20 protein-coding genes and 1 riboswitch are annotated in these 15,934 nt (G+C 69.2%); of the genes, 11 read left to right on the forward strand and 9 right to left on the reverse strand.

Annotation, left to right across the window (positions count from 1 at the left end; all coding sequences use genetic code 11):
• Positions 1 to 157 precede the first annotated feature (157 nt).
• Genes ACGFNP_RS42170 through ACGFNP_RS42180 form a run of 3 tightly spaced genes read left to right on the forward strand, consistent with a single transcriptional unit; the run spans position 158 to position 1,713 of the window.
• On the forward strand, positions 158 to 508 hold the full coding sequence (locus ACGFNP_RS42170) for a hypothetical protein (protein WP_358322682.1): 351 nt from the start codon (positions 158 to 160) through the stop codon (positions 506 to 508).
• Positions 508 to 1,386, forward strand: coding sequence for a hypothetical protein (locus tag ACGFNP_RS42175; protein WP_358322679.1), 879 nt, complete (start codon positions 508 to 510; stop codon positions 1,384 to 1,386). Before ACGFNP_RS42170 ends, ACGFNP_RS42175 begins: the two co-directional genes overlap by 1 nt.
• Positions 1,387 to 1,395: 9 nt before the next feature.
• Positions 1,396 to 1,713 (forward strand): YbaB/EbfC family nucleoid-associated protein, encoded by a 318-nt coding sequence (locus ACGFNP_RS42180; RefSeq protein WP_358322676.1) that lies wholly within the window; start codon positions 1,396 to 1,398, stop codon positions 1,711 to 1,713.
• 11 nt (positions 1,714 to 1,724) lie between these two features.
• Here ACGFNP_RS42180 and ACGFNP_RS42185 read toward each other — a convergent pair whose 3' ends face one another.
• Positions 1,725 to 2,111: a nuclear transport factor 2 family protein gene (locus tag ACGFNP_RS42185; RefSeq protein ID WP_393328443.1), complete on the reverse strand. Its 387-nt coding sequence runs from the start codon at positions 2,109 to 2,111 to the stop codon at positions 1,725 to 1,727.
• 2 nt (positions 2,112 to 2,113) lie between these two features.
• Positions 2,114 to 2,926, reverse strand: a complete 813-nt coding sequence (locus ACGFNP_RS42190; protein ID WP_358322671.1) for a glucose 1-dehydrogenase — start codon at positions 2,924 to 2,926, stop codon at positions 2,114 to 2,116.
• A 67-nt stretch (positions 2,927 to 2,993) separates the two neighbouring features.
• On the opposite strand from ACGFNP_RS42190, the gene ACGFNP_RS42195 reads away from it, so the two are divergent.
• Together ACGFNP_RS42195 and ACGFNP_RS42200 are read left to right on the forward strand one after the other, a co-directional pair.
• A complete protein-coding gene (locus ACGFNP_RS42195; protein ID WP_358322668.1) occupies positions 2,994 to 3,422 on the forward strand; it encodes a MarR family winged helix-turn-helix transcriptional regulator in 429 nt (142 codons plus the stop codon).
• 104 nt (positions 3,423 to 3,526) lie between these two features.
• On the forward strand, positions 3,527 to 4,384 hold the full coding sequence (locus tag ACGFNP_RS42200; RefSeq protein WP_358322665.1) for an aldo/keto reductase: 858 nt from the start codon (positions 3,527 to 3,529) through the stop codon (positions 4,382 to 4,384).
• Between the two features lie 9 nt (positions 4,385 to 4,393).
• Here the strand turns inward: ACGFNP_RS42200 and ACGFNP_RS42205 are convergent, their stop codons facing one another.
• Entirely contained in the window at positions 4,394 to 4,903 is a 510-nt protein-coding gene (locus ACGFNP_RS42205; RefSeq protein ID WP_393328446.1) for a PadR family transcriptional regulator, read from the reverse strand.
• 56 nt (positions 4,904 to 4,959) lie between these two features.
• Here ACGFNP_RS42205 and ACGFNP_RS42210 point away from each other — a divergent pair, with 56 nt between their 5' ends.
• The 4 genes from ACGFNP_RS42210 (at position 4,960) to ACGFNP_RS42225 (ending at position 8,750) form a co-directional block, all read left to right on the forward strand.
• Complete coding sequence (locus ACGFNP_RS42210; RefSeq protein ID WP_393328449.1) at positions 4,960 to 6,408, forward strand: MDR family MFS transporter; 1,449 nt, start codon at positions 4,960 to 4,962, stop codon at positions 6,406 to 6,408.
• A 47-nt stretch (positions 6,409 to 6,455) separates the two neighbouring features.
• Positions 6,456 to 6,656 carry a DUF5302 domain-containing protein gene (locus ACGFNP_RS42215; RefSeq protein WP_214637144.1) on the forward strand — a complete coding sequence of 67 codons (201 nt, stop codon included), beginning with the start codon at positions 6,456 to 6,458 and terminating at the stop codon, positions 6,654 to 6,656.
• A gap of 165 nt (positions 6,657 to 6,821) precedes the next feature.
• Positions 6,822 to 6,962, forward strand: a riboswitch (cyclic di-AMP (ydaO/yuaA leader).
• 188 nt (positions 6,963 to 7,150) lie between these two features.
• Positions 7,151 to 7,855 (forward strand): hypothetical protein, encoded by a 705-nt coding sequence (locus tag ACGFNP_RS42220; protein ID WP_358322657.1) that lies wholly within the window; start codon positions 7,151 to 7,153, stop codon positions 7,853 to 7,855.
• A 49-nt stretch (positions 7,856 to 7,904) separates the two neighbouring features.
• Entirely contained in the window at positions 7,905 to 8,750 is an 846-nt protein-coding gene (locus ACGFNP_RS42225; protein WP_358322654.1) for an alpha/beta hydrolase, read from the forward strand.
• Positions 8,751 to 8,817: 67 nt separating this feature from the next.
• On the opposite strand, the gene ACGFNP_RS42230 is transcribed toward ACGFNP_RS42225, so the two are convergent.
• The 5 genes from ACGFNP_RS42230 to ACGFNP_RS42250 all read right to left on the reverse strand — a co-directional run bounded on the left by ACGFNP_RS42230 (position 8,818) and on the right by ACGFNP_RS42250 (position 12,376).
• Complete coding sequence (locus tag ACGFNP_RS42230) at positions 8,818 to 9,189, reverse strand: hypothetical protein (RefSeq protein ID WP_358322651.1); 372 nt, start codon at positions 9,187 to 9,189, stop codon at positions 8,818 to 8,820.
• An 18-nt stretch (positions 9,190 to 9,207) separates the two neighbouring features.
• Positions 9,208 to 9,591 carry a roadblock/LC7 domain-containing protein gene (locus ACGFNP_RS42235; RefSeq protein ID WP_393328453.1) on the reverse strand — a complete coding sequence of 128 codons (384 nt, stop codon included), beginning with the start codon at positions 9,589 to 9,591 and terminating at the stop codon, positions 9,208 to 9,210.
• Positions 9,592 to 9,620: 29 nt separating this feature from the next.
• Positions 9,621 to 10,562, reverse strand: a complete 942-nt coding sequence (locus tag ACGFNP_RS42240) for a hypothetical protein (protein WP_393328456.1) — start codon at positions 10,560 to 10,562, stop codon at positions 9,621 to 9,623.
• A 3-nt stretch (positions 10,563 to 10,565) separates the two neighbouring features.
• The gene (locus tag ACGFNP_RS42245; RefSeq protein ID WP_358322642.1) at positions 10,566 to 10,943 is read right to left on the reverse strand and encodes a roadblock/LC7 domain-containing protein; all 378 of its coding nucleotides are present in this window, start codon (positions 10,941 to 10,943) and stop codon (positions 10,566 to 10,568) included.
• Between the two features lie 197 nt (positions 10,944 to 11,140).
• Positions 11,141 to 12,376, reverse strand: a complete 1,236-nt coding sequence (locus tag ACGFNP_RS42250) for a DUF4032 domain-containing protein (RefSeq protein ID WP_358322639.1) — start codon at positions 12,374 to 12,376, stop codon at positions 11,141 to 11,143.
• A 23-nt stretch (positions 12,377 to 12,399) separates the two neighbouring features.
• Between ACGFNP_RS42250 and ACGFNP_RS42255 the strand changes: the two genes are divergently transcribed.
• Entirely contained in the window at positions 12,400 to 13,968 is a 1,569-nt protein-coding gene (locus tag ACGFNP_RS42255; protein ID WP_393328460.1) for a DUF885 domain-containing protein, read from the forward strand.
• A gap of 54 nt (positions 13,969 to 14,022) precedes the next feature.
• Here ACGFNP_RS42255 and ACGFNP_RS42260 read toward each other — a convergent pair whose 3' ends face one another.
• Positions 14,023 to 14,661: a class II aldolase/adducin family protein gene (locus ACGFNP_RS42260; RefSeq protein WP_219530306.1), complete on the reverse strand. Its 639-nt coding sequence runs from the start codon at positions 14,659 to 14,661 to the stop codon at positions 14,023 to 14,025.
• A 109-nt stretch (positions 14,662 to 14,770) separates the two neighbouring features.
• Here ACGFNP_RS42260 and ACGFNP_RS42265 point away from each other — a divergent pair, with 109 nt between their 5' ends.
• Complete coding sequence (locus tag ACGFNP_RS42265) at positions 14,771 to 15,799, forward strand: saccharopine dehydrogenase NADP-binding domain-containing protein (RefSeq protein ID WP_358322630.1); 1,029 nt, start codon at positions 14,771 to 14,773, stop codon at positions 15,797 to 15,799.
• Positions 15,800 to 15,934: the final 135 nt, after the last annotated feature.

Here is a 15,934-nt window from a genome sequence, read left to right on the forward strand (position 1 = left end):
CCCCACGCCTACTCCGCCGAGCACCCCCACGCCGTCGAGCCCGACGTCAAGCACCCCTCCGTACACGCCGATCCCCACACCGAGACCCTCCCCGACGTACACCCCGACCCCCACCCCAACGCCAACCCCGACCCACCGGCCGGGCGCTTCGGACCGGGTGCAGATCGACTGGGCGTCCATTCGCGAGCTCGCCGGACTCTTCGACAAACTGGGCGACGACGTCGTCGAGCGCCGCCTGAACTCCTGGAAGCTGGGAGACACCTCCGCCCTTGTCGGCGGCGACGACGAGGGCCGCGATTTCGCCGAGTGGTACCACGCCGGCTACACCGCCCTGACCCATCACATGGACGCCATCGCCGAAAAGAACTTCACGACAGCCGGCAACCTCCGCGATTTCCGGAAACTCTGGCATTACCTGGAGCAGGACATCATCGCGACCCTGCCCGCGGCCCTGGACCTTCCCGACGCCCCGATTCCCGTGACCCCACCGGCCAGGGAAGGTGCCTGATGTTCGATCCGTTCCAGGCGCTCGCCTATTTCGCCCAGGTACACGTGCCGGTGGCGGACGTGTCCAACCTGCGGGCCCGCGCGACGGAGCTGCGTGAGTTCGCCAAGGCGATCGGCACGCTCGCGCAGCACACGGCGAGCGGAGTCGCCGCCGTGCGCGAGACGAACGACAGCCGCTCGGTCGACCGTTTCGCGGACGTGTGGCCCGACCAGCTCGCCCCCCGCTACGCCGCCATGGTGGCGGCGCTGAACGAGATGGCCGACGGCTGCGACGACTACGCCGAGGCGGTGGAGGAACACCGCGACCAGCTCATGATCATCGGAACCCAGCTCGCCGCCATGGCGTTCACCATGATGTTCGGCTATCTCTACCCGGGGGCCAGGATCGCGGCCGAGGGGGTGTTCAAGTGGCTCGTGGCGCGGGCCAGACTGGAGAAGACGATCTTCCAGAAGTTGATGAAGACCGTCCTGGCCGCGAAGGTGGGCAAGTTCAACGTGGGCACGTACGCGGTGCGCGAGGGGCTCGACGCCGTGGCCGACTCGGTCGTGTGGGCCACGGTGAAGACCGGCGTGCACGCGGCGAGCTCCGCCGCCACCGGCCAGCCGATGGGCAACCTGTGGGAGTACGCGGGCAAGCACTTCGTCGCCGAGCTGGCCTATGACGGCGGCATCAAGGCCCTGCGCGACGTACGCAAGTTCATCCCGGCCACCAGGTTCACCGAGACCATGCTCGGCACCGGTCCGATGGGCAATTTCTTCCGGCGGACCACGTCGGCGGCCACTCTCTACGCCCTGGTCGCCAATGGGGAGATGTCCGTCCAGGGGTCGCTCCGATCCGCCATGGCGCACGCCCCCCGGGCGTTCATCCTCCACCGATAAGGAGCCGGCATGACCATACCCACGAGCGGCGATCCGGAGATCGACCGGGCGCTGGCACAGCTCGCCGCGCAGACGGCGCAGCTAGAGGAGGTGGGGCGCCGTCTGGAGTCGGCCAGGGGGCGCGGCGTGGCGGCGGACGGGCAGGTGACGGTCGAGGTCCTGCCGAGCGGGGGGCTGGCGAGCGTGCGCATCGCGCCGCGCGCGATGCGGCTGGGCTCCGAGGCGCTGTCCGACGCTCTCATGGAGGCGGCCCGGCAGGCCGAGGAAGACGTGAGCGCCCAGACCTTCGCCGCCACCCAGACGATCTTCGACAACCCCGGCCGCTGATCTCCCGTGGGTCAGGGGCGCCCTGGTGGGGCGGCGATCGGGCTGTAGTGGAGACCCGCCAGCCGGCGCCGATCCCCGTCCCTGACCGTGATCTGCGTGACGCGGAAGCGCCCGTCGGCCGACGTGCCCTGGTATGAGGCCCGCTGCGTCAGCACGCCGATCGCCACGGCCGTGTCGCCGTACTCCCGTACGGTGACGTCCGTCCAGCTCATCTCGTGCATGACCAGGGCGCCCTCGCGGAAGCGCGACACCCACTGGTCCTTGACGAGGATGAAGCCGAGCGGCCCCACGAGCGTGAAGTCGGTGACGGCGAGCGCGTCGAGGGCTTCGGCGTCGCCGCTGAGCTCCGCCTCCATCCACTGCCTGCCGAGTTCGTCGAGCTGCTGGTCGATGGTCATGATCAGGCCTCCTGCCTCTCCATGGGTTCGCCCTGGCGGTACATACGCGGCGGCTTGCTGCCCGCCGCCTGCCCACCGTCGATGGGCAGTGTCACTCCGGTGATGAACGACGACTGGTCGGAACAGAGCCACACGACGGCCGCGGCCACCTCGTCGGACCGGCCGATGCGCCGCATGGGCGTCGACAGCCCCGCCAGGCGCTGCGCCTCCGCGCCCGCCGCCTCCAGATGGTGGGTGAGGATCGGCCCGGGGGCGACCACGTTGACGCGGATGCCCTGGTCGGCGTAGTCGAGCGCGGCCACCTTCGTCAGCCCGATGATCCCGGCCTTGCCCGCCACGTACGCGGACAGGCCGGAGTGGCCCTGGATCCCGGCGAGCGAGGCCATGTTGACGATCGAGCCGCCGCCGGAGGCGAGCATGGCGGGAATCTGGTACTTCATGCCGAGGAAGGTGCCGCGCACGTTCGTCCGGATGCCCCGGTCGAACTCGTCCGGATCGATGTCGGCCAGCGGCGCGGGCATCGGCCCGTCGGTGGCGTTGTTGAAGGCCGCGTCCAGCCGGCCGAAGGTGTCCAGCGCCTGCCGCACGAACCACTCGTTCGACGCCACGTCGCCGACATCGAGGGGTACGCCGAGCGCCTGCCCGCCGTCGAAGCGTATGTCCGCGGCGACCTGCTCCACTGCCTGCTTGTCACGGGCGCCGAGCACCACGGCGGCGCCCGCCCGGGCCAGAGCGTGAGCCGTGACGGCGCCGATGCCGCGGCTGGCTCCCGCCACGACCGCGACCTTGCCACTGAGCGAAGAGTTCGGTTTCATGCCTTAGACGATAGATATCGAAGCATTAGATGTCAAACGATTAGATGCCACTGCTAAAGTGGGCGGCATGACGTCACCCTTTCGGGCACCGATCGGCCTGCGGCTCACCAACACCGCCAGGGCGGCGAGCCGAGCCTTCGACGACGCGCTCGCCGCCGTCGGCGGGTCGGCGCCGATCTGGCAGATCCTCATCTCGATCAAGTCCCGGCAACTGGGCAACCAGCGCGAGCTAGCCGAGGCGGTGGGCATCCAGGGGGCGACGCTGACCCACCACCTCAACGCGATGGAGAGCGGCGGGTTGCTGACCCGCCGCCGGGACCCCGCCAACCGGCGCGTCCACGTGGTGGAGCTGACCGAGGAAGGGGAGCAGCTGTTCCACCGGTTGCGCGAGGTGGCGATCGCCTTCGACGCGCGCCTGCGGGCCGGGCTCAGCGAGGAGCAGATCACCGCGTTCGAGCAGGTCCTGACCCGGCTGGCGGAGAACGTCCGCGACTGAGGGCCAGGGCGCGGCTCACACGTGACCATCCGTTTCACCGGCGCCTGACGGGGGAGAGTGCCCCCGCTGCGGCGTCATTTCGGCGCTTGGGGAGGATGGGGTGCATGAATACGCGACTTATCGGCCAGACCCCTGTAGGCGCCATCGGGCTCGGCGCCATGCCCATGTCCGTACACGGGCACATGCCCGACGAAGCACAGTCGATCAGGACCATTCACGCGGCGCTCGACGCCGGAGTCACCCTCATCGACACGGCCGACGCCTACACGCCGTCGTCCGACCAGGTGGGTCACAACGAGCGGATCGTGGCCAAGGCCCTGGCGAGCTGGACCGGCGACACCAGCGGGGTGCTCGTGGCCACCAAGGGCGGCCACACCCGCACGGTGGACGGCGGCTGGCAGGTCAACGGCCGGCCCGACTACCTGGCCGAGGCGTGCGACCGCTCATTGAAGGCGCTGGGGGTGGAGGCGATCGGGCTCTATCAGCACCACCGGCCCGACCCCGCCGTGCCGTACGAGGAGACGATCGGCGGCCTGCGCGACCTGCTCGACGCCGGGAAGATCGTGATGGCGGGCATCTCCAACGCGAACCCGGAGCAGATCAGGCTCGCCCACGAGATCCTCGGCGGGCGGCTGGCCAGTGTGCAGAACCAGTACTCGCCGCGGTTCCGTTCCAGTGAGCCGGAGATCGACGTGTGCGAGGAGCTGGGGCTGGCGTTCCTGCCGTGGTCGCCGCTGGGCGGCATCAGCTCGGCGTCGGAGCTCGGCGGGCAGCACGCGGCGTTCGCCAGGGTGGCGGCGGAGCGGGGCGTGACGCCGCAGCAGGTCTGCCTCGCCTGGGAGCTGGCGCGCAGCCCGGTGGTGATCCCCATCCCCGGCGCCAGCAGGCCGGAGACCATCGTGGACTCGGCCGCCGCGGCCGACCTCGTCCTCACCGCCGACGAGCTGGCCGCTCTCGCCTGACCACCGCTTTCAGCCGTCGGACGCGCCCCGTAGTTCGGCCAGGGTCTCGTCGGCCCAGGCGAGACCCGCATGGCCCTGGGTGAGACCCAGGCGGAGCGCGTACCGGCCGAAACCCGGGGTGTCCTTGGGCTTGCACTCCAGGACGGCCAGCCGCTCCGCGAACCGCGCCCTGATCCGCTCGACCACCGCGATCGCCGACTCCCGGTCGAGCAGCGGGAGCAGGAACGCCTGGAGCGCCACCTCGCTGCGTGTCGCGGAGCTCGGCTCACGCTCGACCAGCCAGGAGCGGAGCTGGCTCGCGCCCTCAGGCGTGATCGCGTAGAGCTTCCGCCCGCGTGCCCCCTCAGACTCGACCGCCACCAGCCCGTCGGCGGCCATCTTCACCAGCTCCGGGTAGATCTGCGTGTGCCCGGCCTGCCAGACGTGATTGAGCGACCGCTCGAATGATTTCGCCAGGTCGTAACCGCTGGCCGGCCCCGTGGCGTCGAGGAGCCCGAGCAGTGCGATCCGTAGGGACATGTACCTGAGCATAGCGAAGTCTTGACATGTCAGTTCTTACATGTCAATCTCCACGCGTGAATACTGACACGAAGCGCGGAGGCGATGGCCTCCTGTTGGTCGCCGTGCTCGGCGGCATGTTCCTGGCGATGCTCGACCAGACGATCGTCGGCACTGCCCTGCCCCGGATCACCGCGGAGCTGGGCGGCACCGATCTCTACACCTGGGTGGTCACGGCGTACCTGCTGACCTCGACCGTGACCGTGCCCCTCTATGGAAGGCTGTCGGACCAGCACGGCAGGAAGCCGCTGCTGCTCACCGGCATGTCCGTGTTCCTCGTGGGGTCCGCGCTGTGCGGGGTGGCCCAGGACATGACCCAGCTCATCCTGTTCCGCGCGCTGCAGGGCCTGGGCGCGGGCGCGCTGTTGCCGCTGTCGATCGCCCTGGTGATCGAACTGTTCCCGCCGGACAAGGGCGGGGCCCGGGTGCAGGGGGCGATGGGCGGGGTGATGGCGCTCAGCTACCTCGCCGGGCCTTTCCTGGGCGGGCTCTTCACCGACCACGCGAGCTGGCGCTGGGCCTTCTATGTGAACGTGCCGATCGGCCTGGTGCTGATCGGGATCATCGTGCTGCGCCTGCCGCGACAGCCGGGGCACGGCGGCGGGCGGCCGGACTACCTGGGCATCGGGGTGTTCACGGTGGCCATCAGCGCGCTGCTCATCGGCCTGACCGAGAAGGGGCTCGACGCCCACACCTGGACCAGCGTGCCGGTGGTCGGGCCGATCGTGCTGGCTCTGGCGTTGCTGGTGGTGTTCGTGGTGGTGGAGAGGCGGGCCGAGGCGCCCATCATGCCGTTGCACCTGTTCCGTAACCGTACGTACACGCTGGTCAACGTGACGTCGTTCTTCACCGCCTTCTGCATGTTCGCCGGAGTGGTGTTCCTGCCGCGTTACTTCCAGGAGGCGCTCGGCGCCACCGCGACCGAGTCGGGGCTGCGGATCTACCCGCTGACCCTGGCCATGGTGGTGGGCAGCGTCGTCATGGGCGCGCTGATGAGCCGCACGCGCGTCTACAAGCCGTGGCTGGTGGCGGCGCCGTTCCTGCTGGCGGTGGGCGCGCTGCTGTGCTCTGGTCTGACGCTGGACACGCCGCCCTGGGTGCTCGTCGGGTGGATGGCGCTGATCGGCCTCGGCATGGGCCCGATGCTCTCCGGCCTGACGGTGGCCGTGCAGTCCTCGGTGCCGCCCCAGTACATCGGCACGGCCTCGGCCAACCTGACCTTCTTCCGCCAGATCGGCGGCTCGGTCGCGCTGGCGCTCGCCGGCACCGCGTACACTTCCGAGATCACCACAGAGGCGCCGCTGCACGGGCTGGCCGCCGCGCACGCCTCGGCCGCGGCCCTGGTCATTCCCTCGCTGGGCGTCGCGGGCGCCCTCATAGCGCTGGTCGCCCTGATCGCCATGCCCGGCGCGCGCATCGACCGGCAAGCTTCACAGCCCAAGGTCGAGGCTGGTTTCGCGTCCTGAGCGACGCCATGGGAAGCTGTCCTTGTCCCCAACACCAGGAGGTCCTCATGGCGGAAACACCGGAGCCGGAAGTCGACGAAACTCCCGAGGACGAGATGAAGCGCAAGTTCCGCGAGGCGCTGGAGCGCAAGCGCGGACAGCACGCCGACTCGAGCGCGGGTGGCAGGGGCAACGACCCTTCCAAGATTCACGGCGCTCACGGGCCCGCCGCCAGTAAGCGTTCTTTCAGGCGGAAGAGCGGCGGCTGACAAGGGCTTTTCGAGGGGTACGGCATGCCGTACCCCTCTTTTTTCTTGACCTCCTAGGTAGATCTTCGCCCGATTCATGGGCTTATGTTTGCCTTTGTCCGATTATCTCCATATAGTCCATGACAGTTACCAGCCGGTGACCAGGCGCTTCAGCAGAGAGGCGCCGACCGGCAGGCGCCGAATCCCGCTCAGGCGAGAACCGGGGAACCACCGTTCCTTAGGGGTGAATCCGACCACAGTCGGTCGGTAGGGCATCTCCACGCCCGAACCCGTCAGCTAACCCGGTAGGCGAGATGGAGAGGACACCTACCGCATGCGTTACCTTCCTGCCGTGCCGCCCGTCCGCGTGTTGTCATCCGCCCACGACTGACCGGCACCTTCCCCCAAGCTCTTCCCGCGCTCCGCGTAGCGACCGTTAGGCACTCCGCCCGGCTACGCCTTTCTGCTGCGAGCGCTCTCTCCCCCTGTACCCGTATAAAGGACTTTGCTGCTCCATGTCTGTTCGCTCTGCCATGCTCACTGCCGCCCTCGTCGGCGCTCTGTCCATCGGAGCCGCCACCGCCGCACACGCCGACTCCGGCACTGACAAGAAGGTCCTGCTCAAGGGTTCGACCACGGCGTCCTACTTCTGGGACGACTCCTCCGGTCGCGCCGGGGACACCGGACTGCCGGCCAGCGGCAAGCCCATGCAGAAGCGTCTCGCCGCCAGCCCGAGCTGGCCGCTCATGACAGAGGGCTACGTTGTCTACAAGGGCAAGAAGATGCCCTTCTTCGTCGGTGACCGCGGCCCGGGCGTGCCGTCCTCCAGCGGTGTCATGCTCGACCTCGACGCCAAGACCTTCGCCGACCTGACCGGCGGCCGCTTCAACTCCAGCACGCTGGGTGTGGACGGCAACGGCGGCAAGGGCCACATCAAGGTCGACTACATCATCACCAAGTGGGGCAACGGCCCGGGCAAGAAGAACTACCCGGTCGCCTTCTCCACCGGTGCCTACGCCCGCGTGGACCACAACCCCGCCAAGCCCCCGAAGATCGTCACGGCTCAGAAGACGACCCCCAAGCAGGCTCCGGGCGCCAACGTGCCCGCGGTGCCGGTGGCCGACAAGAGCGTCGCTCTCGACGGCGCCGTGGTGGGGGCCGGGCTGGCGATCGTCGGCGGCGGCGTGATGGTCGGTCGTAAGCTCCTCCTCCAGCGCTGACGGCCTGTCGGTCTTTGCTTCGCGGGAAACAGAATGTCATTCTGATCCCGTGACCAAGCATGCAGTCGCCAACGGCATCCAGATCGCCTACGAGACCTTCGGCTCGTCCGACGGACGTCCCCTGCTCCTCATCATGGGGCTCGGCGCCCAGCTCATCCACTGGGACGACGAGCTCTGCGAGCTCCTGGCGGAGCAGGGCCATCACGTCGTCAGGTTCGACAACCGTGACGCCGGACTCTCCACGCACCTGCACGACGAGGGCGTTCCCGCATTGGGGACGTCCTCGTCGTATTTGCTGGACGACATGGCCGACGACGCCGCCGGGCTGATGGACGCCCTCGGCTGGACCGCCGCCCATGTGGTGGGCGCCTCGATGGGCGGGATGATCGCCCAGACGCTCGCCATCCGGCACCCCGAACGCGTGCTGACCCTCACCTCGATCATGTCGACTCCCGGCCCGGACGTGGCCCCGCCCACGCCGGAGGCCAGCGCGGTGCTGCTCGCACCGCCCGCGGCCGATCGGGCGGGCGTCCTCGCCCAGGCCCTGGCGACTTGGTCCGTGATCGGCTCGCCCGGCTTCGACCTGGACCGGGAGCGCATCGTCCGGATGTCCGGCCAGGCGTACGACCGGAGCTTCGACCCGCCGGGCACGACCCGCCAACTGGCCGCGATCCTGGCTTCCGGCGACCGTACGGAACAGCTCGGCACAGTGGGCGTGCCCACCCTGGTCATCCACGGCGAGGCCGACCGGCTCGTCCCGGTCGCCGGTGGCCTGGCCACGGCGGCGGCGATCCCGGGCGCCAGGCTGCTGACGTTCCCCGGCATGGGCCACGATCTGCCCAAACCGCTCTGGCCGGAGATCGTCGACGCCATCACCAAGCTCACCACCGGCTGACCTGCCGGAGAGCGCTGGAGGACGGTGGCTCGCGTTCGCCGCGCCCGTACGCGAGCCACCGGGTCTGTCAGACCTCCAGCTTCTCCTCGATGCCGCGTAGCTGGTGCCTGGCCATCGCCAGGTTGGCCCGCCCCCGGTCCATGGCGAGATAGAGGAACAGCCCCTTGCCGCCGCGTCCGGTGATCGGCCGGATGATGTGGTACTGGCCGCTGAGCGTGATCAGGATGTCCTCGATGGATTCCTTGAGCCCCAGCGAGTCCATCGTGCGCAGCTTGGCCTTGACCACTTCCGTGTTACCCGCCGCGGCGACCTGGAGATCCAGGTCCTTCGAACCGCCGAGCGCGCCCAGCGCCATGCCGCTGCCGTGGTCGACGATCGCCGCTCCGATCGAGCCGTCGATCGTCATCATCTCCTTGAGAGAGACGTCCATGCTGGCCATGCCTTCCTCCGTTCAAGGTCAGTGAATCCGTGCTGCGATGGCGGCCACGCTGGCCGCCGTCTTGCGGCCCTCCAGCCGGAGGAGCCCGAGATTGGTGCCGGGCTCAGCCAGGACTGTGAGGACGATGGTGGGGCCCGCCGCGTAGAAGGCGGCGAAGCCGGCGGTGCCGGAGATGAGCGTCTCCTCCAGTACGCCCTGGCACGTCATGATCGTCATTCGCCTGCTCAGCGCGAGCAACGCCGCCGACAACGCGGCGGTCTGCTCGCTGTTGCCGTTGGCTCTGCCGCCGTTGTCGCAGGCGATGGTCATGCCGTCGACCGTGCAGGCGACGCTCCCGCTGATGTCCGGGGTGCGCTCGCGCAGGAGAACCATCTCCCTCAGCACCTCTTCACACAGCTTCACCGGTGGCCTCCTTTGCGGGCGGAGGAACCTCATGACAGCTCCTCCAGTGCCTTCTTCAGGCGCATCAGCAGGGCCAGGTCCGTGGGGTCCGCCGAGATCGGCGGGCCGAGCGGCAGCCCCCGGGCATCGGAATCGTGTGGTGGCCGCTGATCCGCCGAGCCACGCACCCGCCGCGGCAGCGCGCCCCGCCGATCCACGACGGCCTGCGCCGCGCCGTCTTCGGGGGCTTCTGTCGCGTCGTCTGGGGCGCCTGCCGCGTGCCGTGCCGTGCCTTCCTTGGTGGCCCGTGTTGTGGTCGCGCCCTTGTACGGGCCGTCTTTGGCGGGCTCTTGAGGTGGTGCCAGCAGCCCGGCCGCGGCCATCCTCCGTACGGCCAGCAGCACCGAATAGCCCGACCTGCCGAGTCGTTTGGCCAGGTCAAGCGGTGTCGCCTCGGCATCGGCCCCGGTGACGACCTCCCACTGGACCGAGTCCAGCGTCACCCCGTTCCCCGGCAGCCGCGGCAGCGGCCGTACCGGCGCCGTGTCCAGCTGGGCGGACGGCCAGATCTGCGCGAGATAGGCCCGGCGGCGCGCGCACTCGCGCATCAGCCCCGCCACGTCGAAGTACCACTGCCCGCCCAGCCAGTGCTGCTCGCCGGGCCGGAACTTCGGCCGGTTCCCACCGGCCGGCAGCAGGAAGAACGCGGCGTCCAGGACCGCCGCGAGCACGCAGTACTGCAGCTCGCCCAGCGTGACGGGCCCTTCTTCCAGCAGCCGGGCGCAGCCCCCGTCGGCCTGCAACCGGCGCAGCGCGGTCTCCGGCAGCCGCCCCCGCGCCGCCAGCACGCGCTCGACGCCGGGCGTGTGGGCGCACTCCATGTACGTGACGCGGCCCTCACTGAGGAAGATCGTCCCGGCTCGGCCCACGCGGAGGGCGCCCGTGGAACGTTCACGGGCGAGACCGGCGAGGAGCGTGTCCAGCGGTGCCATGGCTCAGGTCAGAAACTGGCTGGAGATGGCTTGCAGGCGATAGCGCGCCAGGGCGAGGTTCGACCGTTCCAAGTCGAGGCGCAGGTAAATGATGAGCGGCCCCTCGAATACCGTTTCCAGCATCCTGAGTAAGTGATGGCCTTTGTCGGTAGTAACCAACATGTCGTCAATGCGGACCGTCTCGCCCGGGCACGAACGGGACAGGCCATCCGTCGTCGCGCGCAGCGTCTCGGTCAGGGCGGCGGCGGAGCGCTCGGCGTCCACACCCTGCGGCGGCCCGCTGATGGCCACGGCCATGCCGCTCGTCTGGTCGAGGAGCATCGCGTCCAATGCCCCTGGTATCGCCATGACCTCGGTCAGGCAGTCGTCCAGTCCCAGCACGTGCACCCTCCCACGCCGTCGTGAGGACTGAGACAGCGTAGGAGCGATGGATGGCAGCGCGGTGATCGCATAAAGCGAGATATGTATGAAGTTGAAGATGTCTACGGCCAGGGAGGAGAAAAACCTAACCGCGACGGAGATTTCCTGAATTCATCTGTTTGATCGCGGCATTCAGGAATTTCGTTCACATTATGCGCCTACTGAAGCTCTGCGGGCTCCTCGGAGAGTCCGCCCGGCTCCTCCGGCAGGAGCGCCTTCTCGTCGGGCTTGTGGACGAGCACCTTGTCCACGTACGACTTCACCGCGGCCGCGATGCCGACATCGGCCCCGGCCGCCTCCGACAGGTACCACCGGTGGTCCAGCACCTCGTGGAACAGTTGCGCGGGCTCCAGCTTCCCGCGCAGCCGGGCCGGAATGGCCTCGACCGTCGGCTGGAACACCTCGGCCAGCCACCGGTGCGCCACGATGGCCTCGTCCTCGTGCCGCAGGCCCTTGGCGACCCGGAACCCGTCGAGGTCGTTCAGCAGCCGCCTGGCCTGGTTCTCCTCGACGTCGAGGCCGGTGAGCCGGAGCAGCCGCCGCTGGTGGTGCCCGGAGTCGACCACCTTGGGCCGCACGATGAGCCGCCCGGTGCCGACCTTGCGCCGGACCATCATCTCGGCCACATCGAAGCCCAGCAGGTTGAGCCGCCTGATCCGCTGCTCCACCCGGTGCCAGTCGACCTCCTCGATGATCTCGTCCTGAGTGATCTCGTTCCACAGCCGGTGGTAGCGGGTCACGATGTCCTCGGCGGTGTCCATCGGGTCGATCGACGGGTGCAGCAGCTCGCCGGCCTCCAGGTCGAGCATCTCGCCGAAGATGTTCGTGTGCGCGGCGTCGATGTCGGCGAGCCGCTGGCCCTCACTGATCATCGGGTGCATCTCACCGGTCTCCGCGTCCACGAGGTAGGCGGCGAACGCACCGGCGTCCCTGCGGAACAGCGTGTTGGACAGCGAGCAGTCGCCCCAGTAGAAACCGGTCAGGTGCAGCCGCACCAGCAGCACGGCCAGCGCGTCCAGCAGCCGGGTGAGCGTGTCGGGCCGCAGCGTCCCCGACATGACCGCGCGGTACGGCAGCGAGAACTGCAGGTGCCGGGTGATCAGCGCCGCGTCGAGCCCCTCGTCCCGGCCGGTGACGTAGGCGATCGGCTCGACCGACGGCGCGTCGAGCCTGGCCAGGTCCCACAGCAGCTGGTACTCCCGTTTGGCGTACCGCTCGCTGATCTCCTTGATCGCGTACACCTTGCCGGACAGCCTGACGAACCGCACCACGTGCCGCGAGATACCGCGCGGGAGGTCGACCAGATGATGCGACGGCCAGTCGGTGAGAGGGACATCCCATGGCAGGCGGATCAGGTCGGGGTCGCCGAGCGCGCCGGTGATCTGAAGGGGCATAAAGCCCAGGATATTGTGCGAACGTGGACGAGTTTCTCAAGTGGTACTTTTCCGGTCGTCCCGTCGTCGCCAGCTACCTGGGAGCCGACGGCTACGATCACACGCTCGGTGACTTCACCGCCGCCGCCTTCGCCGCCCGCGAACGCGAAGAGATCCTCTGGCTGGACCGGCTCTCCAGGCTGGAGACCGCGACGCCGGACGACGCCATCGACAGGGATCTCGTCCTGTCGCAGTTAAGGGGCTCGATCGCCCTGGCCTCCTGGCCAGACTGGCGGCGCGACCCGGCCGTCTACCTGTCGGCGATCTTCACCTCCATGTTCACGCCGTTCCAGCGGCGGCTCAAGCCCGAGGCCGAGCTGGTGTCCGCCGCCGTCTCCCGGCTGGGCGAGGTGCCCGACGTGCTGGCCGCCTGCCGTACGAACCTCGACGCCGATCTCGCCGCGCCGCTGCTCGTTCAGCGCGGGCTCGGACAGGCGCGTACCGGACGCAACTTCCTCACCAGAACCGTCCCGTCGATGGTGACGGACCCCGACCTGCGCGCGAAGCTCGCGGACGCCGCCGAGCCGGCCGCCGTCGCGTTCGACGCGTTCGTCGCCTTTCTCGAAGGGTTCGAGTGCGGCGGCACCTGGCGGATGGGCGAGCCGCTCTACTCCACGCTGCTGCGCGAGCGCGAGCTGCTCGGGTACGACGCCGCCGAGCTGCACCGCAAGGGCCAGGCGGCCTGGGCGTCGCTGGACGCGCGGATGCGCGAGGTCACCATGAGGCTCAACGGCACCGAGGACTGGCGGGCCGCGATGGAGTCCCTGATGGACGACCACCCCGCCACGCTGGCCGACATGCGGGCCGAGTACGAGGCCGAGACCCGCCGGGCCCGCGAGTTCGTCAGGGAACGCGACCTGGTGACCTTCCCCGAGGGGGAGGAGTGCCTGGTGCTGCCCTCGGCCGAATACACCAGGCCGGTCCTCGCCGTCGCCCACTACCTGGCGCCGCCGCCGTTGAGCAGCTCGCGCACCGGCGTGTTCTTCGTGCCGTACACGCCTGACGACTTCACCGAGGAGCAGGTACGGCAGCGCCTGCGGACGAACTCACGGGCCCAGATGCCGTCGATCGCCGTCCACGAGGCCTACCCCGGCCACCACTGGCACCTGTCGCACATGGCGAGCAACACCCGGACCGTGCGCAACGTGTTCCGCACCCCGTACTTCACCGAGGGCTGGGCCCTCTACGTCGAGAAGCTGCTGCACGAGCAGGGCTACTTCGACACGCTCGCCACCGAGCTGGCGCACCTGGACTGCCGCATCTTCCGCGCGGCCCGCATCGTGGTGGACACGGCGCTGCACTGCGAGGACATGTCGATCGAGGAGGCGGAGACGTTCATGGCGACGAAGGCGTCGCTGTCTCCCGGGACGGCGCAGGGGGAGGTCAGCCGGTACTGCGCCTGGCCCACGCAGGCGCCGTCGTACCTGACGGGGGCGATCGAGATCGACCGGATCAGGGAGTCGTACGACGGGTCGCTGAAGTCGTTCCACGACAAGATCGCGGGCTCGGGCGGCCTGCCGCTGGGACTGGCGGAACAGGCGGCACACCTGTAGCTCGTGACGGCCGGCTCATGGGCCGGCTCTGTGACCGGCTCTGTGGCCGGCTCGTCAGGGCGTGCGGCGGGGGAAGGCCGGGGGGTTGAGCGCGCGGTCGACCACGGCCGCGAGCTGCTCGTCGGTCAGGATCGTGGGCTTGCCGACGCTCAGCCCCCGCACATACACCTCACACAGCCATTCCAGCAGCCGGGTCGCCTCGAAGGCCTGTTCCAGCGTGGCGCCGATGGTGACGCCGCCGTGGTTGGCCATGAGCGCCGCCTGCCTGCCCTCCAGCGCCGCCCGTACGTTGGCCGCCAGCTCCGGCGTCCCGTACGTCGCGTACTCGGCCACCCGCACCACCCCGCCCAGCAACAGCGCGTTGTAGTGGACCGGCGGCAGCTCGGTCATCGTCGTGGCCACCACCGTCCCGAACACCGAGTGCGTATGGACGATGGCCTGCGCGGCGGTGGTCTCGTAGACGGCCAGATGCATCGGGGTCTCCGAGGACGGCTGCAGATCGCCTTCGACCAGGTAGCCCTCGATGTCCACGATCGGGCACATCTCCGGCGTCAGCCGGTCGAGCGCGACCCCGGACGGGGTGACCGCGACCAGTTCGCCCTGACGGACGCTCAGGTTGCCCGACGTGCCGATGACCAGGCCCTGCTCGACGGCTCTCTGCCCGTACTCGCACAGCTGCTCGCGGAGGCTCATGGCGGGCAATGTAGTCGGTCGTCCGAATTGCGGCAATGCCATTGACGACAGCGGTGGCTGAACCTATGTTCGAAATGTTGCATACCCTCGGTATGGAAGAGAGCTGGTCATGAAGGCACCGCTCATCGCCGTCTACGGAGCCAACGGACACACCGGCCGCCTGGTCGCCACCGAACTCCTCTCCCGAGGCCAGGAGATCGTGCTGGCCGGGCGCAACGCGGAGGCCCTGCGCTCGCTCGCGGACGAACTCAACGCACCGGATCGGGTACGGACCCATCCGGCCGCCCTCGACGACCCGCCGGCTCTGCGCGAGCTGGCCGAGAGCGCCGCCGTGCTGATCCACTGCGCCGGGCCGTTCACCCGGACCTGCGAGCCGATCGCCACCGCGGCCGTCGCGGCGGGTTGCCACTACATCGACCACGCCATCGAGCCGCATCCGGTGAAGTACCTGTTCGACACCGTGCAGGCCCCGGCCCAGCAGGCGGGGATCGTGATGATCCCGCAGATGAGCTTCTACGGCGCCCTCGCCGACCTGCTCGCCGCCGCCGTGGCCGACGGGCTGCCCGGCGTCGACCGGGTAACGGTCGGTTACTCGGTGACGGGCTGGCGGATGACTCCCGCGGCCGTGAAGACCGCCGAACTGCTGATCGGCGAGATCGACCGTGTGACGTACGCCGACGGCGCCCAGCGGGTCGGCCCCGTGGAGATCCGCAACACCGTCTTCCCGTTCCCGCCGCCACTCGGACCACGCACGATGATCGCCCCCTTCCCCTCGGGCGAGGTGGTCACGATCCCCCGGCACGTCCCCGCCAGAGTGGTGGAGTCGCAGCTCACGGCCAGTACGTTCGAGGAGGAGCAGATCTTCACCAGCCAGGACGCCACGCCCGCCGACCGGGCCAGGACCAACTTCATGATCGCGGTCCAGATCACCTCACCGGGCGGCGGCGGGCGCAACGGTCACGTGCGGGGGAGCGACATCTGGTGGGTCGGCGCCCTGGCCTCGGTGGAGGCGGCGATCCGCCTGACAAGAGGCGAAGGACCACAGAAGACTGGGGTCCTCAGCGCGGCAGAGGCATTCCCAGCCGAACCGTTCCTCCGGCGAATGGAGGAACTGGGGGCATTCACGTTGAGCCTCTGATCGAGGACGAGGGCGGATCGGTGACGGGGCGTCCTTACCCGAGGGCTGATCGGGTGGCCGGGGCGCCTCTGGTCGAGGATGACGGCCGAATCGGGTGACCAAGCGCCGTTGCGGCGGGATGTTGCGCCCGGTCAG

The organism is Nonomuraea sp. NPDC049269 (genome assembly GCF_043197155.1).
Classification (GTDB): Bacteria; Actinomycetota; Actinomycetes; order Streptosporangiales; family Streptosporangiaceae; genus Nonomuraea.

What these genes read in the sequence shown, in the direction of transcription:
- ACGFNP_RS42175 (WP_358322679.1), top strand. Translation starts at nt 508, where the DNA reads ATGTTCGATCCGTTCCAGGCGCTCGCCTATTTCGCCCAGGTACACGTG.
- ACGFNP_RS42180 (WP_358322676.1), top strand. Translation starts at nt 1,396, where the DNA reads ATGACCATACCCACGAGCGGCGATCCGGAGATCGACCGGGCGCTGGCA.
- ACGFNP_RS42185 (WP_393328443.1), bottom strand. Translation starts at nt 2,111, where the DNA reads ATGACCATCGACCAGCAGCTCGACGAACTCGGCAGGCAGTGGATGGAG.
- ACGFNP_RS42190 (WP_358322671.1), bottom strand. Translation starts at nt 2,926, where the DNA reads ATGAAACCGAACTCTTCGCTCAGTGGCAAGGTCGCGGTCGTGGCGGGA.
- ACGFNP_RS42195 (WP_358322668.1), top strand. Translation starts at nt 2,994, where the DNA reads ATGACGTCACCCTTTCGGGCACCGATCGGCCTGCGGCTCACCAACACC.
- ACGFNP_RS42200 (WP_358322665.1), top strand. Translation starts at nt 3,527, where the DNA reads ATGAATACGCGACTTATCGGCCAGACCCCTGTAGGCGCCATCGGGCTC.
- ACGFNP_RS42205 (WP_393328446.1), bottom strand. Translation starts at nt 4,903, where the DNA reads ATGTCCCTACGGATCGCACTGCTCGGGCTCCTCGACGCCACGGGGCCG.
- ACGFNP_RS42215 (WP_214637144.1), top strand. Translation starts at nt 6,456, where the DNA reads ATGGCGGAAACACCGGAGCCGGAAGTCGACGAAACTCCCGAGGACGAG.
- ACGFNP_RS42220 (WP_358322657.1), top strand. Translation starts at nt 7,151, where the DNA reads ATGTCTGTTCGCTCTGCCATGCTCACTGCCGCCCTCGTCGGCGCTCTG.
- ACGFNP_RS42230 (WP_358322651.1), bottom strand. Translation starts at nt 9,189, where the DNA reads ATGGCCAGCATGGACGTCTCTCTCAAGGAGATGATGACGATCGACGGC.
- ACGFNP_RS42240 (WP_393328456.1), bottom strand. Translation starts at nt 10,562, where the DNA reads ATGGCACCGCTGGACACGCTCCTCGCCGGTCTCGCCCGTGAACGTTCC.
- ACGFNP_RS42250 (WP_358322639.1), bottom strand. Translation starts at nt 12,376, where the DNA reads ATGCCCCTTCAGATCACCGGCGCGCTCGGCGACCCCGACCTGATCCGC.
- ACGFNP_RS42260 (WP_219530306.1), bottom strand. Translation starts at nt 14,661, where the DNA reads ATGAGCCTCCGCGAGCAGCTGTGCGAGTACGGGCAGAGAGCCGTCGAG.
- ACGFNP_RS42265 (WP_358322630.1), top strand. Translation starts at nt 14,771, where the DNA reads ATGAAGGCACCGCTCATCGCCGTCTACGGAGCCAACGGACACACCGGC.